This is a genomic window from Xanthobacteraceae bacterium, from assembly GCA_019454205.1.
Classification (GTDB): Bacteria; Pseudomonadota; Alphaproteobacteria; order Rhizobiales; family Xanthobacteraceae.
In genome coordinates this window covers 1418388-1435684 of sequence record CP075369.1, presented here as the reverse complement: position 1 = coordinate 1435684, position 17297 = coordinate 1418388, and the positions used below count along the sequence as shown (strand labels likewise).

Annotated in this window: 15 protein-coding genes; 12 read left to right on the top strand and 3 right to left on the bottom strand. The window is 62.9% G+C overall.

The window, feature by feature from the left end:
• Nucleotides 1-33: 33 nt before the first annotated feature.
• Nucleotides 34-981, bottom strand: coding sequence for a TAXI family TRAP transporter solute-binding subunit (locus KF794_07045; GenBank protein ID QYK46628.1), 948 nt, complete (start codon nucleotides 979-981; stop codon nucleotides 34-36).
• A gap of 216 nt (nucleotides 982-1197) precedes the next feature.
• Here KF794_07045 and lpdA point away from each other — a divergent pair, with 216 nt between their 5' ends.
• The 5 genes from lpdA (at nucleotide 1198) to KF794_07020 (ending at nucleotide 6655) form a co-directional block, all read left to right on the top strand.
• Nucleotides 1198-2592, top strand: a complete 1395-nt coding sequence (gene lpdA, locus KF794_07040; protein QYK46419.1) for a dihydrolipoyl dehydrogenase — start codon at nucleotides 1198-1200, stop codon at nucleotides 2590-2592.
• Nucleotides 2593-2628: 36 nt separating this feature from the next.
• Nucleotides 2629-2916 (top strand): GlsB/YeaQ/YmgE family stress response membrane protein, encoded by a 288-nt coding sequence (locus KF794_07035; protein QYK46418.1) that lies wholly within the window; start codon nucleotides 2629-2631, stop codon nucleotides 2914-2916.
• A gap of 14 nt (nucleotides 2917-2930) precedes the next feature.
• On the top strand, nucleotides 2931-3890 hold the full coding sequence (gene lipA, locus KF794_07030; GenBank protein ID QYK46417.1) for a lipoyl synthase: 960 nt from the start codon (nucleotides 2931-2933) through the stop codon (nucleotides 3888-3890).
• 5 nt (nucleotides 3891-3895) lie between these two features.
• Entirely contained in the window at nucleotides 3896-4357 is a 462-nt protein-coding gene (locus KF794_07025; GenBank protein QYK46416.1) for a type II toxin-antitoxin system RatA family toxin, read from the top strand.
• A 63-nt stretch (nucleotides 4358-4420) separates the two neighbouring features.
• Nucleotides 4421-6655 carry a fused MFS/spermidine synthase gene (locus tag KF794_07020; protein ID QYK46415.1) on the top strand — a complete coding sequence of 745 codons (2235 nt, stop codon included), beginning with the start codon at nucleotides 4421-4423 and terminating at the stop codon, nucleotides 6653-6655.
• Here KF794_07020 and KF794_07015 read toward each other — a convergent pair.
• Both KF794_07015 and KF794_07010 read right to left on the bottom strand, forming a co-directional pair.
• Nucleotides 6652-7158, bottom strand: a complete 507-nt coding sequence (locus KF794_07015) for a CinA family protein (GenBank protein QYK46414.1) — start codon at nucleotides 7156-7158, stop codon at nucleotides 6652-6654. The two genes, KF794_07020 and KF794_07015, sit on opposite strands and share 4 nt — an antisense overlap.
• 1 nt (nucleotide 7159) lies before the next feature.
• Nucleotides 7160-8335, bottom strand: a complete 1176-nt coding sequence (locus KF794_07010) for a bifunctional 2-C-methyl-D-erythritol 4-phosphate cytidylyltransferase/2-C-methyl-D-erythritol 2,4-cyclodiphosphate synthase (protein ID QYK46413.1) — start codon at nucleotides 8333-8335, stop codon at nucleotides 7160-7162.
• A gap of 160 nt (nucleotides 8336-8495) precedes the next feature.
• Here KF794_07010 and dusB point away from each other — a divergent pair, with 160 nt between their 5' ends.
• The 7 genes from dusB (at nucleotide 8496) to hfq (ending at nucleotide 17206) form a co-directional block, all read left to right on the top strand.
• A complete protein-coding gene (gene dusB / locus KF794_07005) occupies nucleotides 8496-9524 on the top strand; it encodes a tRNA dihydrouridine synthase DusB (GenBank protein ID QYK46412.1) in 1029 nt (342 codons plus the stop codon).
• Nucleotides 9521-10654 (top strand): nitrogen regulation protein NR(II), encoded by a 1134-nt coding sequence (locus tag KF794_07000; protein ID QYK46411.1) that lies wholly within the window; start codon nucleotides 9521-9523, stop codon nucleotides 10652-10654. Before dusB ends, KF794_07000 begins: the two co-directional genes overlap by 4 nt.
• An 11-nt stretch (nucleotides 10655-10665) precedes the next feature.
• Entirely contained in the window at nucleotides 10666-12108 is a 1443-nt protein-coding gene (gene ntrC, locus KF794_06995) for a nitrogen regulation protein NR(I) (protein QYK46410.1), read from the top strand.
• A gap of 116 nt (nucleotides 12109-12224) precedes the next feature.
• Nucleotides 12225-14504: a PAS domain-containing sensor histidine kinase gene (locus KF794_06990; GenBank protein QYK46409.1), complete on the top strand. Its 2280-nt coding sequence runs from the start codon at nucleotides 12225-12227 to the stop codon at nucleotides 14502-14504.
• A gap of 2 nt (nucleotides 14505-14506) precedes the next feature.
• Nucleotides 14507-15886, top strand: a complete 1380-nt coding sequence (locus KF794_06985; protein QYK46408.1) for a sigma-54-dependent Fis family transcriptional regulator — start codon at nucleotides 14507-14509, stop codon at nucleotides 15884-15886.
• A 22-nt stretch (nucleotides 15887-15908) separates the two neighbouring features.
• Complete coding sequence (locus KF794_06980; GenBank protein QYK46407.1) at nucleotides 15909-16778, top strand: D-amino-acid transaminase; 870 nt, start codon at nucleotides 15909-15911, stop codon at nucleotides 16776-16778.
• 164 nt (nucleotides 16779-16942) lie between these two features.
• A complete protein-coding gene (hfq, locus tag KF794_06975; GenBank protein ID QYK46406.1) occupies nucleotides 16943-17206 on the top strand; it encodes an RNA chaperone Hfq in 264 nt (87 codons plus the stop codon).
• Nucleotides 17207-17297 lie beyond the last annotated feature (91 nt).

Here is a 17297-nt window from a genome sequence, read left to right as displayed (position 1 = left end):
GCGCGGGATTTTTTGCCCGCGCCGCTTTTAAAGTTAGTTGCTGACGACGTTCAGGCCGGATTCTTTATAGAACCGGGCCGCGCCCTTATGGAAGGGAATGCCGATGTCTTCGGCCATCGCCTTCGGCGTCAATCCCGTCATCGCCTTGTTGACGGTGGCAAGCGTCGGAATGTTCGCGGCGATCGTCTTGGTCATCTGGTAGACGACTTCTTCCGGCAGGTTGCAGCTTGCGACCAGATGCGTGGCGTAGCCGATCACCTTCACGTCGCTGTCGTTCTTCGGATAGGTTTTTGCGGGCACGGTGACGAGCGTGTAGCCGGGGTTCAGCTTGCGCATGGCATCCAGGCTGCCGGAAAGATCGAGGACCTTGATGTCGCGAGCGGTGGCAAGGTCGAGTACCGAACCGGCAGGGATCGTCGTGCCGAGCGAGAACGCGACCGCGTGTCCGTCCTGCATCTGAGCGACCGAGTCCGTGTAGGACACGAAGCTCATCTTCACGTCGTTGTAGGTAAGGCCGTTCACCTGCAGCAACTGGCGGGTAATGAGTTCGCCGGTGTTACCGCGCTGCTGGGTGGTGATGCCTTTACCCTTGAGGTCGCTTACCTTGTTGATGTTCGCGTCAGCGCGCACGATCATCTGAAAGTATTGCGGATAGAGCGTCGCGATGTTGCATACGTTCTTGTGCGGCTTGTTGAACGGCTCGCGGCCTGCGAGCGCGTCGACCGTCGAGATCGAGTTGCCGAAGCCGATTTCGGCCTTGCCTTCCTCGATGCCGCGGACGTTGGCGATGCCGGCGCCGGGAAGCGACTGAATCTTGAAACCGGGGATCGCCTTTTCCCAAAGGTCCTTCAACTGGCCGCCGAGCGGAACCCAGACGCCGCCCTGCGGGCCGGTCATCAGGCGGACTTCCTGCGCCGTGGCCGGCACGGCAAGAACGGCAAGACCCAATACGAGGGCCGCCGCTGTAACGTGGCGTTTCATCATTTCCTCTCCCAGATTTACGGCGGGGTATTTCCCCCGTCCGCTTGTTGTTTTCCTTGGCGAAAGGGTACGCGCTGGGGGGTGGCAGGCACAAGGGCGAATGACCGTAAATGCCCCGTATGCAGCGCACTCAGAGCTGTAGTCCCGCATAGCGGATGACCTGAGAGCGGTTTGGCTGCTAGATGCCTCCGGTGAAGGCAATTATGGCGATGCAGCATGGCCGATTCGAGTTTTGATATTCTGGTTATTGGCGGCGGCCCCGGCGGGTACGTCGCCGCAATTCGTGCGGCGCAACTTGGTTTCAAGACCGCGGTGGTCGAGCGCGCCCATCTCGGCGGCATTTGTCTGAATTGGGGATGTATCCCGACAAAAGCGCTGCTGCGCTCGGCTGAAATCTATCACTACATGACCCACGCCAAGGATTACGGGCTGTCGGCTTCGAATGTTTCGTTCGATGCGGCGGCGGTCGTTGCGCGTTCCCGCGCCGTCTCGAAGCAACTCAATAACGGCGTCGGCTTCCTGATGAAGAAGAACAAGATCACGGTGATCGACGGCGAGGCGAAGATTGCCAAGCCCGGTACCGTGACCGTGACCGGGAAGGGTGCCGGCACCTATCAGGCCAAGCACATCATTGTCGCGACCGGCGCGCGCCCTCGCGTGCTGCCCGGCATCGAGCCGGACAAGAAACTGGTCTGGACCTATTTCGAGGCAATGGTGCCGGAAAAAATGCCGAAGTCGCTGCTCGTCATCGGCTCCGGGGCCATCGGCATCGAGTTTGCATCGTTCTACCGGACCATGGGCACGGAAGTAACGGTCGTCGAACTGTTGCCGCAGATCCTTCCGGTCGAGGACGAGGAGATTGCCGCGTTTGCGCGCAAGCGCTTCGAGAAGCAAGGCATCAAGATTCTTACCGGCGCGAAGGTGACGAAGCTGGAGAAGAAGGCCGACTCCGTGATCGCCAGCATCGACGACGGCAAGGGCAAGGTGCAAAGCGTGGAATTCGAACGCGTGATCTCCGCGGTTGGCGTAGTCGGCAACATCGAGAACCTCGGCCTCGAAGCGCTCGGCGTGAAGACGGACCGCGGCACCATCGTGATCGACGGCTACGGCAGGACCAACGTTGCCGGCATCTATGCCATCGGCGACGTCGCGGGACCGCCGATGCTCGCGCACAAGGCTGAGCATGAAGGCGTGATCTGCGTCGAGACGATCAAGGGACTGAAGACGCATCCGATGGAGAAGAACCGCATTCCGGGTTGCACCTACTGTCATCCGCAGATTGCCTCGGTCGGGCTGACCGAGAAGAAGGCGAAAGAACAGAAGCGCGAAATCCGGGTTGGGCGTTTCCCGTTCATGGGCAACGGCAAGGCCATTGCGCTCGGCGAAACCGAGGGCATGGTGAAGACGATCTTCGACAAGAAGACGGGCGAACTACTCGGCGCGCATATGATCGGCGCGGAAGTGACCGAGTTGATTCAAGGCTTCATGATCGCCATGAATTGCGAGACGACCGAGGAAGAACTGATCCACGCCATTTTCCCGCATCCGACGCTTTCGGAAATGATGCATGAGAGCGTACTTGATGCTTATGGGCGGGTTATCCATGTATAATGGTACCGCTGCCTTCTTTAACAACGGGGTGACACGATGAACGACGCACAAACACTGCTGGGAAATCCTGCGGCCGGCTTCTTTCTCACGCTTCTTATCGGCATCATCGCCGGCTGGATCGCGGAGAAGGTGACCTCGAGCAATCACGGTCTCTTCACGAACCTGATCGTGGGCGTCGCGGGCGCGTTTGTCGGCAACAAGCTCGCGGAAGTTGCGCAAATCCCGGTTTATGGCTTCTGGCGTGGACTGCTTTCCGCGAGCATCGGCGCGATCATCCTGATCTTCGTCTGGCGCGCGATCACCAACCGCCGGCAGGGCATGTGAGCTAACGGAACGTAATGGCCGTCGTCATCGATACGCTGAAGAAAACCGCCCGGCCACGCCATCCTGAAAAGGCGCACCGGGTGGATACGGCGTTTCTGCCGAAGCCCGACTGGATCCGCGTGCGCGCGCCGGGACCGGGCGCATTCGGCGAGACGGCGCGGCTGGTGCGTGGCAACGGCTTGCACACGGTCTGCGAGGAAGCCTCCTGTCCCAACATCGGTGAATGCTGGGCGCAGAAGCACGCGACTTTCCTCATCATGGGCGACACCTGCACGCGCGCGTGTTCGTTCTGCAACGTGAAGACCGGCTTGCCGGGTGCGCTCGATGGCGATGAGCCGTTGAAGGTCGCGGAAGCCACGGCGCGGCTCGGCCTCAAGCACGTGGTCGTGACTTCCGTAGACCGCGACGATCTCGCGGACGGCGGCGCGGAGCATTTCGCACGCACCATCCGCGCGATCCGCGAGCGCACGCCGGAGACCACCATCGAAGTGCTGACGCCGGATTTCCTGCGCAAGGACGGCGCGCTGGAAGTCGTGGTCGACGCTGCGCCCGATGTGTTCAACCACAATCTTGAAACCGTACCGTCGCTCTACCTGCCGGTGCGGCCGGGTGCGCGCTATTTCCATTCGCTGCGGTTGTTGCAACGGGTGAAGGAGCTAAACCCGCGCATGTTCACCAAGTCCGGCATCATGGTCGGGCTTGGCGAGGAACGGAACGAAGTCTTGCAGGTGATGGACGACCTGCGCTCGGCGGATGTCGATTTCATCACCATCGGCCAGTACCTCCAGCCAAGCCGCAAGCATCATGCGGTCGCGCGCTACGTCACGCCGGATGAATTCGAGAACTACGCTTCCATCGCGCGCGCGAAGGGCTTTCTGATGGTTTCTTCGTCGCCGCTGACGCGCTCGTCGCATCATGCGGGCGATGACTTCGAGAAGCTCCGCGCGGCGCGCGACGCCAAGACGCGCGGCTGACTTCCATGAACACCTATCGCACCACCCGCCGGGTCAAGCACTCGGCGCGCAAGATGTTCGATCTTGTCGCCGACGTCGACCGCTACCCCGAATTCGTGCCGATGTGCGAGAGCCTCTCGGTGCGCAAGCGCAGCGGCGAGCCGGACGGCGTGGAAATCCTGATCGCGGACATGGCGGTCGGCTACAAGGCGATCCGCGAGCGTTTCACCAGCAAGGTGACGCTGGACCGGCCGAAGCTGAGTATCCTGGTCGAATATCTCGACGGGCCATTCTCGCATCTGGAGAACCGCTGGCGCTTCCGGCCAGAAAGCGAAACCGCTTCGGAAGTCGATTTCTATATCGCCTACGAGTTCCGCTCGAAAATGCTCGGCATGGTGATGGGCGCGCTGTTCGACTCGGCCTTCCGGCGGTTCGCCGAGGCATTCGAGAAGCGGGCCGACCTGATCTATCGCCAGCCGGCGGAATAGGGCGCGTAAACGCAAATTAAGAGTTTGCGGGTAGGGCTTGCCGAGCGATTCCAGCGAGCCAGCATGTCCTCCATCGATCTGACGCCGATGCCTTCCAGTATCCAGACGCGGTTGTTTCGTTTTGCGCCCGCGATTTTCGCACTCACGCTGTTCGTGTCTGCGCTGCTCCTGTTCGCGGTGCAGCCGATGTTCACGAAGATGGTGCTGCCGAAGCTCGGCGGCGCACCGGCGATCTGGTCGGTCGCGATGGTGTTCTTTCAGGGCGCGCTGCTGCTCGGCTACGCCTACGCGCATGTACTCTGCCGCTTCCTCTCGCCGCGCTATGGCGCGATGGTGCATCTCGGCTTTCTCGCGGTAGCCGCGCTGTCGTTGCCGCTCGGTATCGCAGGGGGCTTCGGCAATCCGCCATTGCATAATCTGGAAATCTGGCTGCTGATGCTGTTCGCGGCTTCCATCGGCCTGCCGTTCACGGCGCTGGCGGCAAGCGCGCCGCTGTTGCAACGCTGGTTCGCGGCGAGTGGTCACCCGAAAGCAGCAAACCCTTATGTGCTCTATGCCGCGTCGAACCTTGGTTCGTTCGCCGCGCTGCTGGCCTATCCGCTGCTGATCGAGCCGTTTTTCACATTGCGAGGACAGGGCGGGGCTTGGGCAGCGGGTTTTGCATTGCTTGCGATCCTGATCGCGGTCGCGGCACTGACAGTCGCTTCCGTATCCGGCGAGAAGGTAGAAACGAAACGCTCTGCTGCGCCGGGTTGGATGGCGCTTGTATCATGGGTCCTGCTGGCTGCGATCCCCGCGGGTCTGGTCGTCGCGGTGACCGCCCATATCAGTACGGATGTCGCCGCTGCGCCGTTCCTCTGGGTCGTTCCGCTGGCGCTGTACCTGCTGACTTTCGTCGCTTCCTTCCGCGAACGGCCATGGATTTCGCGCGAGACGGTGACGATGCTTGCGCCATACCTGATCGTGCCGCTTGCGATCAGCCTGTTCGGCGGTGACCGCGCGTTCTGGCTGGTGTCGATCATCCTGCATCTGGCGGCGTTCTTCGTGCTGACGCTCGCATGCCACACCGAACTCTATGTGCGCCGTCCCGCGCCGGATCGCCTGACGGACTTCTATCTCGCGACCTCCATCGGCGGCGTGCTTGGCGGCATCTTCACCGGGCTGCTCGCACCGAACCTGTTTTCCAATACGACCGAATATCCGATCCTGATTGCCGCTGCCGTATTGGCGCTGCCGGGCGCATTCTCCGGCGGTTTCGCGAGAGCGTTGCGCGAAGCGGCCCCGATGCTCGTGGTGGCCGTGGTTCTCGTCGTTCTGCATGCCATCACGGACTGGCGGTTGCCGCAGGACTACATGATCGCGTTCCAGGCGCTGCTGATCTCGCTGGCCGCGTTCATGCTGTTCCTGAAGCGGCATCCGGCGCGGCTGTTCGGGCTGGTAGTGGTTGCGTTCACACTGTCCGCGCTGTGGCAACCGGGGCAAAGCCGCGTGGAGACTACGCGCAGCTTCTTCGGCGTGCATCGCGTGAGCGATACGGCGGACGGCGCACATCGCCTGCTGTTCCATGGCACCACGATTCACGGCGCACAGCGCCTGAACATTTCCGGTCCTGCCGAGCCGCTCGCCTATTATTACCGCGGCGGGCCAATCTCGGAGACGATCCTCGCAACCCGCGCGTTACGTGGAAAACTTTCGCGGGTCGCCGCGGTCGGTCTCGGCACCGGAAGCCTCGCCTGCTATCGCGGGCAGGGCGAGGAATGGACGTTCTTCGAAATCGACCCGGAAGTCGTGCGCTTGGCGCGCGACGCCGGGCGTTTCTCTTTCATCAAGGATTGCGCGCCGGATGTGCCGATCATACTCGGCGACGCAAGGCTTACGCTCGCTGCAAGCCAAGGTCAGTACGACCTGATCGTGCTTGACGCCTTCTCCTCGGATGCAATTCCCGCGCATCTACTCACGCGCGAAGCCGTGCGCGGCTACCTGAGTAAGCTCGCACCGGGCGGCGTGATCGTGATTCACATTTCCAACCGCCATCTTGAGCTGGCGCGCCTTGTCGCAGCGGTCGGCGAGACGGAAGGCCTCGTGACTTTCGTGAAAACCGACACGAAAGCCAACGACTTTGCCACCGACTACAAATCCAATGCGACGGTCGCCGCGCTCGCCCGCAAAGAAGTGGACCTGAAAGGCCTGGCGGGACTGTATGGCTGGCAGCGCACACGCCCGGATGGCGTTGCGCCGTGGACCGACGACTTCTCCGACCTGATCGGTTCGCTGGTACGAAAGAAGCTCGCCGACTAGGGCTTGATCGGTTTCCGCAGCAGTTCCTCGAATAGCGCCAGCGCGGCGACGACCGAGCGCTCTCGCACCTCGCTGCGCCCCAGATCGCCGAAGCGGCATTCGCGGACGTGACTCTCGCCCGTTGCCAGCGCGCCGCCGACGAATACGAGGCCGACCGGCTTCTCCGCGCTACCGCCGCCGGGGCCGGCAATGCCGGTGACGGAAATGCCCGCGGAGGCGCCTGCCGCGCGCAACACGCCTTCCGCCATTGCCTTTGCCACCTGCGCACTGACAGCGCCGTATTGTTTGAGCATCTCCTCCGGCACGCCGAGCAGCTTGTGCTTCGCTTCGTTGGAGTAGGTGACGAGGCCGCGGTCGAAGACGTCCGACGAGCCGGGAATGTCGGTCAGCGTCGCGGCAATCAGGCCGCCGGTGCAGGACTCTGCGGTCGCGAGCGTCAGTTTTCGCTCGCGGCAGAAATCGAGGATGCGGGTCGCGGCCTCGCGCGCTTCCGTCTCGATCATGTCACGCTCCGGTCCATGGCAGGCGGATGGTAGCGGTGGCCATCGCGGCGATCCCTTCGCCCCGGCCGATGAAGCCGAGTTTCTCGTTGGTCGTAGCCTGAACGCCGACGCGGCCCGGATCGATCCCGCAAACTTCCGCGATTTTCGCGCGCATGGCGTCGCGATGCGGGCCTATCTTCGGTGCCTCGCAGATCAGCGTCGCGTCGATATGCGCGATCATGCCGCCGCGTGCGCGCACGCGCTCGCAGGCGAAGGTGAGGAATACGTTCGATTCCGCGCCGCGCCAGCGCTGATCGGAAGGCGGGAAGTGCGCTCCAATGTCTCCATCTGCGATTGCGCCGAGGATTGCATCGGTGATTGCGTGCAGCAGCACGTCGGCGTCGGAATGGCCGTCGAGTTTGCGGCCGTGCGGAATACGCACGCCGCCAAGCGTTACGGCATTGCCTTCGGTGAAGGCATGGACATCGTAGCCGGTGCCGGTACGCACGTCGCCGAGGCGAGCGAACTCCGCGATGGCGAGACGGTCGAAATCGCTCTCGGTGGTGAGCTTGATGTTCTCTGCGCTGCCGGGAAAAACGCTCACGGCTTGGCCAAACCACTCCATGATCGCCGCATCGTCGGTGAAATCGTGCAGGTTTTCGCGTGCGGCCTTCTCATGCGCAGCAAGCAGCGTGTCGTAGGCGAAGGCTTGCGGGGTCTGGACCGCGCGCAGTTCTCCGCGATCAACGGTGCCGAGCACGTTTCCCGATCCGTCCACGCGCTTGATGGTGTCGGTGACGGCGAGCACAGGGATCGCCGCCTTTTTGCTCTTGAGCGAGAGCAGTGCGCTGTCGATCAAGGTACGCGGTGCAAAGGCGCGGGCAGCGTCGTGAACGAGCACCGCGTGCGGCTTATGTTTCGCAAGCGCCTTCAGGCCGGCGAAGACCGATTGCTGCCGCGTGTCGCCGCCATTCACCGGGGGCAAGCATCGGGGGAGTTCCGCTGCCGCGCCGTAGAAGAGCGCGCCGTGGTCCGGCGCGATGACGGGCTGGACCGCGGAAATAGCCGGATGATCTGTGAATAACTTCAGCGAATGCCGCAAAACCGGCTGACCGGAAACAAGGCGATATTGCTTGGGCAGGCCCGCTCCGGCCCGGCTGCCGGTCCCGGCGGCAACGACAATGACTGCAACTTCCATCCGATTTCGGGGTTTCCCGCCTCCAGTGCTTCGCTTTTAGCCGATTTTCCAGGCCAAAGTGCCCTTGGTTGCGTTGCAATATTCCGCTTGCCCTTATTTCAGCTTTGACTAAGATGTGGGCAGTTCATGGTTGGCCTATTTTGTAGGCATTAGAGGCGAAATGGCCTTTTCTACGCGCGACGCTGCGCTCTCTATCGGCCCGCACCAGATTGGCGGGCGTTGTTTCCTCGCGCCAATGGCGGGCATTACCGATCTTCCGTTCCGCAGGATGGCTTCGCGCTTCGGAGCCGGTCTTGTGGTCTCCGAGATGATCGCCTGTGAATGGCTCGCTTCGGCCAGCCCGGAAGCGCGTCTGCGCGCCGAAGGCGAGGGCGTTGGGCTGCATGTCGTGCAGCTTGCCGGATGCGAGCCGCGCTGGATCGCGGAAGGCGCCCGCGTTGCCGAGGCGGCGGGTGCGGACATCATCGACCTCAACATGGGTTGTCCCGCGAAAAGCGTCACGACGGGCGCGGCGGGAGCCGCGCTGTTGCGGGATGTCGAGAATGCAGCGCGCATCGTCGAAGCAGCAGTCGGCGCGGTGCGTGTCCCGGTCACGCTGAAAATGCGCCTCGGCTGGGATGACGACACCATCGTCGCGCCGGAGCTAGCGCGCCGCGCGGAAGCAGCGGGCGTGAAGCTCGTCACGGTGCATGGCCGCACGCGCTGTCAGTTCTACAAGGGCCGCGCCGACTGGCGCGCGATTGCTCACGTCAAGAATGCGGTTTCGATTCCGGTGGTCGCGAACGGCGATCTGGAAACCTACGAAGACGCGGCGGCGATGCTGCGCGACTCCGGTGCCGACGCCGTGATGGTCGGGCGGGCGGCGCGTGGCAAGCCATGGCTCGCCGGAAACATCGCGCGCTTCCTCGCAACCGGAGCGCGGGCCAGCGATCCCGCGCTGGAAGACCAGCGCGACACGCTGATCGAACTCTACGACGCATGGCTCGGACAATACGGCAATGCGCGCGGCTCGCGGGAAGCGCGCAAGCATATCGGCTGGGGGATGGAAGCAGCCGCGAAAGCAGCCGGCGCCACGGCTGACTGGCTCAAGGGCTGGCGCGCGCAACTGCTTGCGGAGAATGCGCCGTCGAAAGTGGTGCTCGGCATCCACGATGCCTTCGACGAACTCGGATGGCAGGCGGCGGCATGAGAAACGCGCACGCCGAGAAAAAGCCGCTGGCCGCGGGAAGTCTTGCCGAGTCCGTGCTCGACGCGCTCCCGCATCCGGTGCTGACCGTTGCGCCGAGCGGGCATGTGGCGAATGCAAACGCTGCCGCGGAGGCGTTCTTTGAAGCGGGCGCGCAGGTGTTGCGCCGCCATCGCATCCACGAAGTCGTTCCGTTCGGCAGCCCGCTGATTGCGCTGATTGATCAGGTCCGCGAACGCAATGCGGCGGTGAACGAGTATCGCGTCGATCTCGGCACGCCGCGTAACGGCGGCGAGCGCGTGGTCGATCTGCATGTCGCGCCAATCGCGGAAGAGCCGGGCCATGTCGTCGTGATCCTTCAGGAACGCACGATGGCGGACAAGATCGACCGCCAGCTGACGCATCGCGGCGCGGCGCGTTCGGTGACGGCGCTGGCTTCGATGCTCGCCCATGAAATTAAAAATCCGCTGTCCGGTATTCGCGGTGCTGCGCAACTGCTCGAACAGTCCGCTGGCGACGAAGACCGCGCGCTGACGCGCCTGATCTGCGACGAGGCCGACCGCATCGTGAAGCTGGTCGATCGCATGGAAGTTTTTTCCGACGAGCGACCGATCGAGCGCGAAGCGGTGAACATCCACGCCGTGTTGGAGCATGTGAAACGGCTAGCGCAGAGCGGTTTCGCGCGGCATATCAAGATCGTCGAGGAATACGATCCGTCGCTGCCTTCGGTTTACGCGAACCGCGACCAGCTCGTGCAGGTGTTCCTGAACCTCGTGAAAAACGCGGCGGAAGCCATCGGCGACGCCGATGACGGCGAAATTCTTCTCACCACCGCATTTCGTCCGGGCGTGCGCCTGACAGTGCCGGGTTCCTCGCATCGCGTCAGCCTGCCGCTGGAGTTCTGCGTGCGCGACAACGGTCCCGGCGTACCGGAGGATGTGCGGCCGCATCTGTTCGATCCGTTCGTCACCACCAAGCCGACAGGTAGCGGGCTTGGTCTCGCGCTGGTCGCGAAGATCGTCGGCGACCATGGCGGCATCGTCGAGTGCGACAGCCAGCCGAAGCGAACCACGTTCCGCGTTTTGATGCCGATTTATGCCGAGGGCGCGGGCGCGCCCAACGAACACCAGTGAGGATGGCGCGAATGCCAACAGGAAACATTCTGGTAGCAGACGACGACGCCGCGATCCGCACGGTGCTCAGCCAGGCCTTGTCGCGGGCTGGCTATGAAGTGCGCTCTTGCGGCAACGCGGCGACGCTGTGGCGCTGGGTCAGCCAGGGCGACGGCGACCTCGTGATTACCGACGTGGTGATGCCCGACGAAGACGCATTCGGTTTGCTGCCGCGTCTGAAGAAGATGCGGCCCGACCTGCCGGTGATCGTCATGAGCGCGCAGAATACGTTCATGACCGCGATCAAGGCCTCCGAGCACGGCGCTTACGAATATCTCCCCAAACCTTTCGACTTGAAGGAATTGATCGCGATTGTCGGCCGCGCGCTGGCTGAGCCGAAGCGCAACGGCGCTGCGCCGGAGAAGCCCGAAGATATCGAAGCGATTCCGCTAGTCGGCCGCTCGCCGGCGATGCAGGAAATCTACCGGCTGCTCGCGCGCCTGATGCAAACCGATCTCACCGTGATGATTAACGGCGAGTCTGGTACCGGCAAGGAACTGGTCGCGCGCGCGCTGCATGATTACGGCAAGCGCCGCACCGGCCCGTTCGTGCCGATCAACATGGCCGCGATTCCGCGCGATCTGATCGAAGCCGAACTGTTCGGCCACGAGAAGGGCGCGTTCACCGGCGCGAATACGAAAAACATCGGCCGCTTCGAGCAGGCCGAAGGCGGCACGCTGTTCCTCGACGAAATCGGCGACATGCCGATGGAAGCGCAGACACGATTGCTGCGCGTGTTGCAACAGGGCGAATACACGACCGTCGGCGGGCGCACGCCGATCAAGAGCGACGTGCGCATCATCGCGGCCACCAACAAGGACCTGCGCATCCTCATCCAGCAGGGCCTGTTCCGCGAAGATTTGTTCTTCCGTCTCAATGTCGTGCCGCTGCGCCTGCCGCCGCTGCGCGAGCGCACCGAAGACGTGCCGGATCTCATCCGGCATTTCTTCGCGCAGGCGGAGCGGGAAGGGCTGCCGCAAAAGCAGATCGAGTCCGCTGCGATGGACCGGCTGCGTAGATACCGCTGGCCGGGCAACGTGCGCGAACTGGAGAATCTGGTTCGCCGTCTTGCAGCGCTTTACCCTCAGGAAGTCATCAGTTCGCAAATCATCGAGGCGGAGCTGTCGCAACCGGCAAGCGAGATGCCGTCCGACGATTCACGGCAGGAAGAGACGCTGCTCAACTCGGCGGAGCGCTATCTGTCGCGGTATTTCGGCACCTTCGGCGATGGCCTGCCGCCGCCGGGGCTTTACCACCGGGTGTTACGCGAGGTGGAAACGCCGCTGATCTCGGCCGCGCTGGCTGCGACCCGTGGCAACCAGATCAAGGCCGCGGAATTGCTGGGCGTGAACCGCAATACGCTCCGCAAGAAGATCCGGGACCTCGATATTCAGGTGATCCGCTCGACCCGCTGATCCCCGCGAAATAAGGCATTTCCGCTCTTTCAGGAGCTGGAAATGTCACATTTTTGCACCAGTGTTGTCGCTATGCATCATCGCGCGGGGCAGTTCCCGCGCTCCTATGGCATTGCATGGCCGAATCCCTGACCACGCCTGAACAACCAGCCGCACCGGCCTCGGCACCGTTCGCGAAGCCGCCGCGAAGGATCGCATCCTATTTCCCGCCCATCGCGGTCTTTCTGGCGCTGCTCTCTGCGCTCGCCACCTTCCTTGTCCTGACCGGCCTCACGCCATACGTGCCCACGCGGCGCGTCGTGACAAGCGTGCTGCTCGTCAACGGCGCGATGGTGCTGATCCTGCTCGCGGTCGTGGCGTGGGAAGTGTTCGGTGTGATCCGTGCACAGCGGCGAGGGCGCGCGGGCGCAAGGCTGCACAGTCGCGTCATGCTTTTGTTCGGCATCGTTGCGACTGTACCGGCGGTGCTGGTCGCGGTGGTCGCCAGCATCACGCTCGATCAGGGATTGGATCGCTGGTTCTCGGAACGCACGCGCGCGATCATCGGCAATTCGATCGTGGTTGCGGAAACCTATGTCCGCGAGCATGGCTTCAACATCCGCGCCGATCTGGTCGCGATGGCGGCAGACCTCTCGAACCTGAAGGAAGCCTACGACAACAATCGCGACCGCTTCCGCCAGATCCTCACGGCACAGGCGCAACTCCGCGGCGTGCCGAGCGCGATGCTGATCCGCGCCGACCTCACCGTGCTGGATCGCGCCGACATCAACATCGGTCGCGAATTCATTATCCCGCAGAATATCGTGGTGAAAGAGTCCACGCTGGAGCGGCCGATCATCTACGTACCACCGGCTGCGGACTACGTGGCGGCGATCATGCCGCTGCGCGGGTTCGAGGACACCTACCTCTACATCGCGCGGCCGATCGACCCGCGCGTGATCCAGTATCTCCGGCAAACGGAAGCCAATATCGCCGAATATCGCGGCATGGACGAGCGGCGTTTCGGCGTGCAGGTGGCGTTCGCGCTGATGTACGCGGTGATCGCCTTGATCCTTTTGCTGTCGTCGGTGTGGCTGGGGCTTAACTTTGCGAACCGTCTGGTCGCGCCGATCCGGCGTCTGATCACGGCGGCCGACCTTGTCGCCTCCGGCAATCTCTATGTGCAGGTGCCGGTGCGCTCCTCCGAAGGCGATCTTGGCAGCCTCGGGGAGAGCTTCAACAAGATGACTTCCGAGTTGCGCTCGCAGAACATGGACCTCGTTCGCGCGCGTGACCAGATCGACCAGCGCCGCCGCTTTTCCGAGGCCGTGCTTGCGGGCGTCGGCGCGGGCGTCGTCGGCATGAACGAGGACGGCAAGATCACCATCGTCAACCGTTCGGCACAACGGCTGCTCGGCGAAACGGAAGCCAATCTGATCGGCAAGTCCGCAGCGGACGTGGTGCCCGAACTGAAAAAACTCGTCGGCGAAGCGCTGGCCGACGCGCAGCGCGTACAGGGCACGGTCACCATCGTTCGCGAAGGGCGCGAGCGCACCATCAATGTCCGCGTGACGTCCGAGCAGTCCGACGAGTCCGAGCACGGCTATGTCATTACACTCGACGACATCACCGAACTGGTTGCCGCGCAGCGCACCTCCGCGTGGGCGGATATCGCGCGGCGCATCGCGCATGAGATCAAGAATCCGCTGACGCCGATCCAGCTTTCCGCCGAACGCCTCCGGCGCAAATACGGCAAGACGCCGATGCAGGATCGCGAAGTCTTTGAACAGTGCACCGAGACGATCATCCGGCAGGTCGGCGACATTGGCCGCATGGTGGACGAGTTTTCCTCCTTCGCGCGCATGCCGAAGCCGGTCGTCGAGGCGCAGGACCTCGCCGAGACCATCCGGCAGTCGGTGTTCCTCCAGCGCGTCGGTAAACCGGAGATCACCTACGACATCGAGCTGCCCGAAGGCGCCATGACGGCGCGCTTCGACCGGCGGCTGATCTCGCAGGCGCTGACCAACATTCTCAAGAACGCCGGCGAGGCGGTCGAAGCGGTACCGCAGCAGGAGCGTGGCAAGGGCCGCATTCTCGTTCGCGCCAAGCGCGAAAGTGACAGGATCGTTATCGATATTTTCGACAACGGCACGGGCCTGCCCAAGGAAAACCGCGAGCGCCTGCTCGAACCCTATGTGACCACGCGCGAGAAGGGCACCGGCCTCGGTCTCGCGATCGTCGGCAAGATTTTCGAGGAACACGGCGGCGGCATCGAACTCAACGATGCACCGGCGGACATATCCGGCGGACGCGGTGCATGGGTGCGCCTCACGTTCGCCGCGGAAGGCGTCAAAACCGCGGGTAACGCGGCCGAGCAATCGTCAAATAAATCAAATCAGGAAGCCGCAAGGAAATAGTCATGGCAACCGATATTCTGGTGGTCGACGACGAAGAGGATATCCGCGAGTTGGTTGCGGGCATCCTGCAGGACGAAGGCTATGTCGTGCGCACGGCAAAGGATGCCGACGAGGCGCTGACGACAATCGAGCAGCGGCGGCCGCAGCTTGTATTGCTAGACATCTGGCTCGAGGGTAGCCGGCTCGACGGGCTGGCGCTGCTCGACAACATCAAGGCGATGCATCCCGATCTGCCGGTCGTGATGATTTCCGGCCACGGCAATATCGAGACGGCAGTCGCGGCCATCAAGCAGGGCGCCTACGACTTCATCGAAAAACCATTCAATGCCGACCGCCTCGTTGTGATCGCAAGCCGCGCGATTGAAACGCTGCGCCTGCGCCGCGAAGTGAATTCGCTCAAACATTTTTCCGCGCACCCGCAGAAGATGATCGGCGGCTCGGCGGCGATGAACACGCTGCGCCAGACCATCGAGCGGGTCGCCCCGACCAACAGCCGGATCATGATCGTAGGACCGTCCGGCTCCGGCAAGGAACTGACTGCGCGCATGCTGCACGCGGCATCGGCGCGCGCGCGCGGACCATTCGTCGTCATCAATGCCGCTGCGATCACGCCGGAGCGCATGGAGGCCGAACTGTTCGGCGTCGAGGCGAATGGCGAGACCGCGCGCAAGGTCGGCGCACTGGAGGAGGCGGACGGCGGCACGTTGTTCATCGACGAAATCGCGGACATGCCGCGCGAAACGCAGAATCGTATCCTGCGCGTGCTGACCGAACAGAACTTCCAGCGCGTGAATGGCACGACCAAGGTACAGGTAGACGTGCGGATCATTTCCTCGACCGCACGCGACATCGAAAGCGAGATCGCGGAAGGCCGCTTCCGCGAAGACCTGTTTCATCGTCTCAGCGTGGTGCCGATCCGTGTTCCGCCGCTGGCAGAGCGCCGCGAGGACATTCCCGAACTCGTGCAACATTTCATCGAACAGATTTCGGTGACGACCGGCTTGCCGAACCGCGTGATTGGCGAGGACGCGCTCGCGGTGCTGCAATCCCACGACTGGCCAGGCAATGTGCGCCAGCTTCGCAACAACGTCGAACGCCTTCTCATTCTGGCCGGGGGCGGACCGCAGGCTACGATTACCGCGAACCTTCTGCCGCCGGACGTCGGCTCGCTGGTGCCGAGCATGCCACATGGCAACGGCGGCGAGCAGTTGATGAGCCTGCCGCTGCGTGATGCCCGCGAAGTGTTCGAGCGCGAATATCTGGTGGCGCAGATCAACCGCTTCAGCGGCAACATCTCGCGCACGGCGGAGTTCGTCGGCATGGAGCGTTCAGCCTTGCACCGCAAGCTGAAGGCGCTAGGCATCGACGAGCGTCCGCGCTGATCTCAGCCAAAGGCAGGTTAGCATGTCGCGCATCGCGTATGTGAACGGACGCTACGTGCCGTTTAGCGAAGCGTCGGTTCATATCGAGGACCGGGGCTATCAACTCGGCGACGGTGTATACGAGGTCTGCGAAATCAGGGCGGGCGCGCTAGTTGACGAGCGCCGGCATATGGCCCGGCTCGCGCGCTCGCTGCATGAGCTTCGCATCGAGGCGCCACTCGGCGATGCAGCGCTCGCGTTCGTACTGCGCGAAACGCTGCGCCGTAATCGTGTTCGCGACGGGATTCTCTACATTCAGGTTACGCGCGGCGTTGCACGGCGCGATCATGCGTTCCCGTCACCGGCGGTTCGTCCGTCAATCGTGGTAACGGCCCGCGCGCTGGACCAGCGTAAGACCGAAGCCTTCGCGGCGGAAGGCATTTCGGTCATCACATTGCCTGACAATCGCTGGGGCCGCGTCGATATCAAGACTATCGGCCTGCTTCCTAACGTGTTGGCGAAGCAGGCTGCGCGCGATGCGGGTGTGCGCGATGCGTGGTTTGTCGATGATGAAGGCTATGTCACCGAAGGTGCGTCGTCGAATGCGTGGATTGTCGATGAAAACGGCGTACTGATTACGCGGCCGCGTTCCAACCGGATACTTGCCGGGATTACGATGGCGGTGGTGAACGACCTCGCCGCGCACGAAGGCATGCGTTTCGAGCAGCGTCCTTTTACCGTGAGCGAAGCCAAACGGGCGAGGGAGGCTTTCCTGACCTCAGCCACGCAAACGGTCATGCCGGTTGTGCGGATAGACGGTGCGCCGGTAGGTACCGGCAAGCCGGGTCCGGTCACGGCGCGACTGCGGCAGAAGTTCCACAGCATCGCCGAAATCGGCGCTCCGGTCCGCTAAGCACCTGCTATTTCTAGATAATTTACTTGCTCTGTAAGCGTCACAAATCTTGCGCGGCGGCGGGAACGCGCTTCTAATGGAGTGGATGCGGATTGTGCATCCCGATGCGGCCGAGGAAGGAGCCGCTGCTACATCGCTCGCCCGAACCAAGAAGGAAAATCCCCATGGCGGCGGACCGAAATCAGAATCTTCAGGACACTTTTCTCAATTACGTTCGCAAGCATAAAACCCCGCTCACGATTTTTCTCGTGAACGGCGTGAAATTGCAGGGCGTGGTCACCTGGTTCGACAATTTCTGCGTCTTATTGCGCAGGGACGGTCACGGCCAGCTCGTTTACAAGCACGCCATCTCCACCGTAATGCCGGGCGGTCCCATTTCACTGTTCGAGGGAACGGATGACAGCGCGGCCGCCGGAGACAAGCCGTAGTTGAAGCCTCGTCAGCAGCGCGACGGTAGGCGATCCGGTACGGAGGACGAAGCGCCGCGCGACGCGACACGCGTCGCTGTGATTGTCCCCG

Coding starts and splice junctions, on each gene's coding strand:
- KF794_06985 (QYK46408.1), top strand. CDS start 14,507: ATGGCAACCGATATTCTGGTGGTCGACGACGAAGAGGATATCCGCGAG.
- KF794_07045 (QYK46628.1), bottom strand. CDS start 981: ATGAAACGCCACGTTACAGCGGCGGCCCTCGTATTGGGTCTTGCCGTT.
- KF794_07000 (QYK46411.1), top strand. CDS start 9,521: ATGAGAAACGCGCACGCCGAGAAAAAGCCGCTGGCCGCGGGAAGTCTT.
- KF794_07015 (QYK46414.1), bottom strand. CDS start 7,158: ATGATCGAGACGGAAGCGCGCGAGGCCGCGACCCGCATCCTCGATTTC.
- lpdA (QYK46419.1), top strand. CDS start 1,198: ATGGCCGATTCGAGTTTTGATATTCTGGTTATTGGCGGCGGCCCCGGC.
- KF794_07010 (QYK46413.1), bottom strand. CDS start 8,335: ATGGAAGTTGCAGTCATTGTCGTTGCCGCCGGGACCGGCAGCCGGGCC.
- KF794_07020 (QYK46415.1), top strand. CDS start 4,421: ATGTCCTCCATCGATCTGACGCCGATGCCTTCCAGTATCCAGACGCGG.
- hfq (QYK46406.1), top strand. CDS start 16,943: ATGGCGGCGGACCGAAATCAGAATCTTCAGGACACTTTTCTCAATTAC.
- KF794_07035 (QYK46418.1), top strand. CDS start 2,629: ATGAACGACGCACAAACACTGCTGGGAAATCCTGCGGCCGGCTTCTTT.
- KF794_06990 (QYK46409.1), top strand. CDS start 12,225: ATGGCCGAATCCCTGACCACGCCTGAACAACCAGCCGCACCGGCCTCG.
- lipA (QYK46417.1), top strand. CDS start 2,931: ATGGCCGTCGTCATCGATACGCTGAAGAAAACCGCCCGGCCACGCCAT.
- ntrC (QYK46410.1), top strand. CDS start 10,666: ATGCCAACAGGAAACATTCTGGTAGCAGACGACGACGCCGCGATCCGC.
- KF794_06980 (QYK46407.1), top strand. CDS start 15,909: ATGTCGCGCATCGCGTATGTGAACGGACGCTACGTGCCGTTTAGCGAA.
- dusB (QYK46412.1), top strand. CDS start 8,496: ATGGCCTTTTCTACGCGCGACGCTGCGCTCTCTATCGGCCCGCACCAG.
- KF794_07025 (QYK46416.1), top strand. CDS start 3,896: ATGAACACCTATCGCACCACCCGCCGGGTCAAGCACTCGGCGCGCAAG.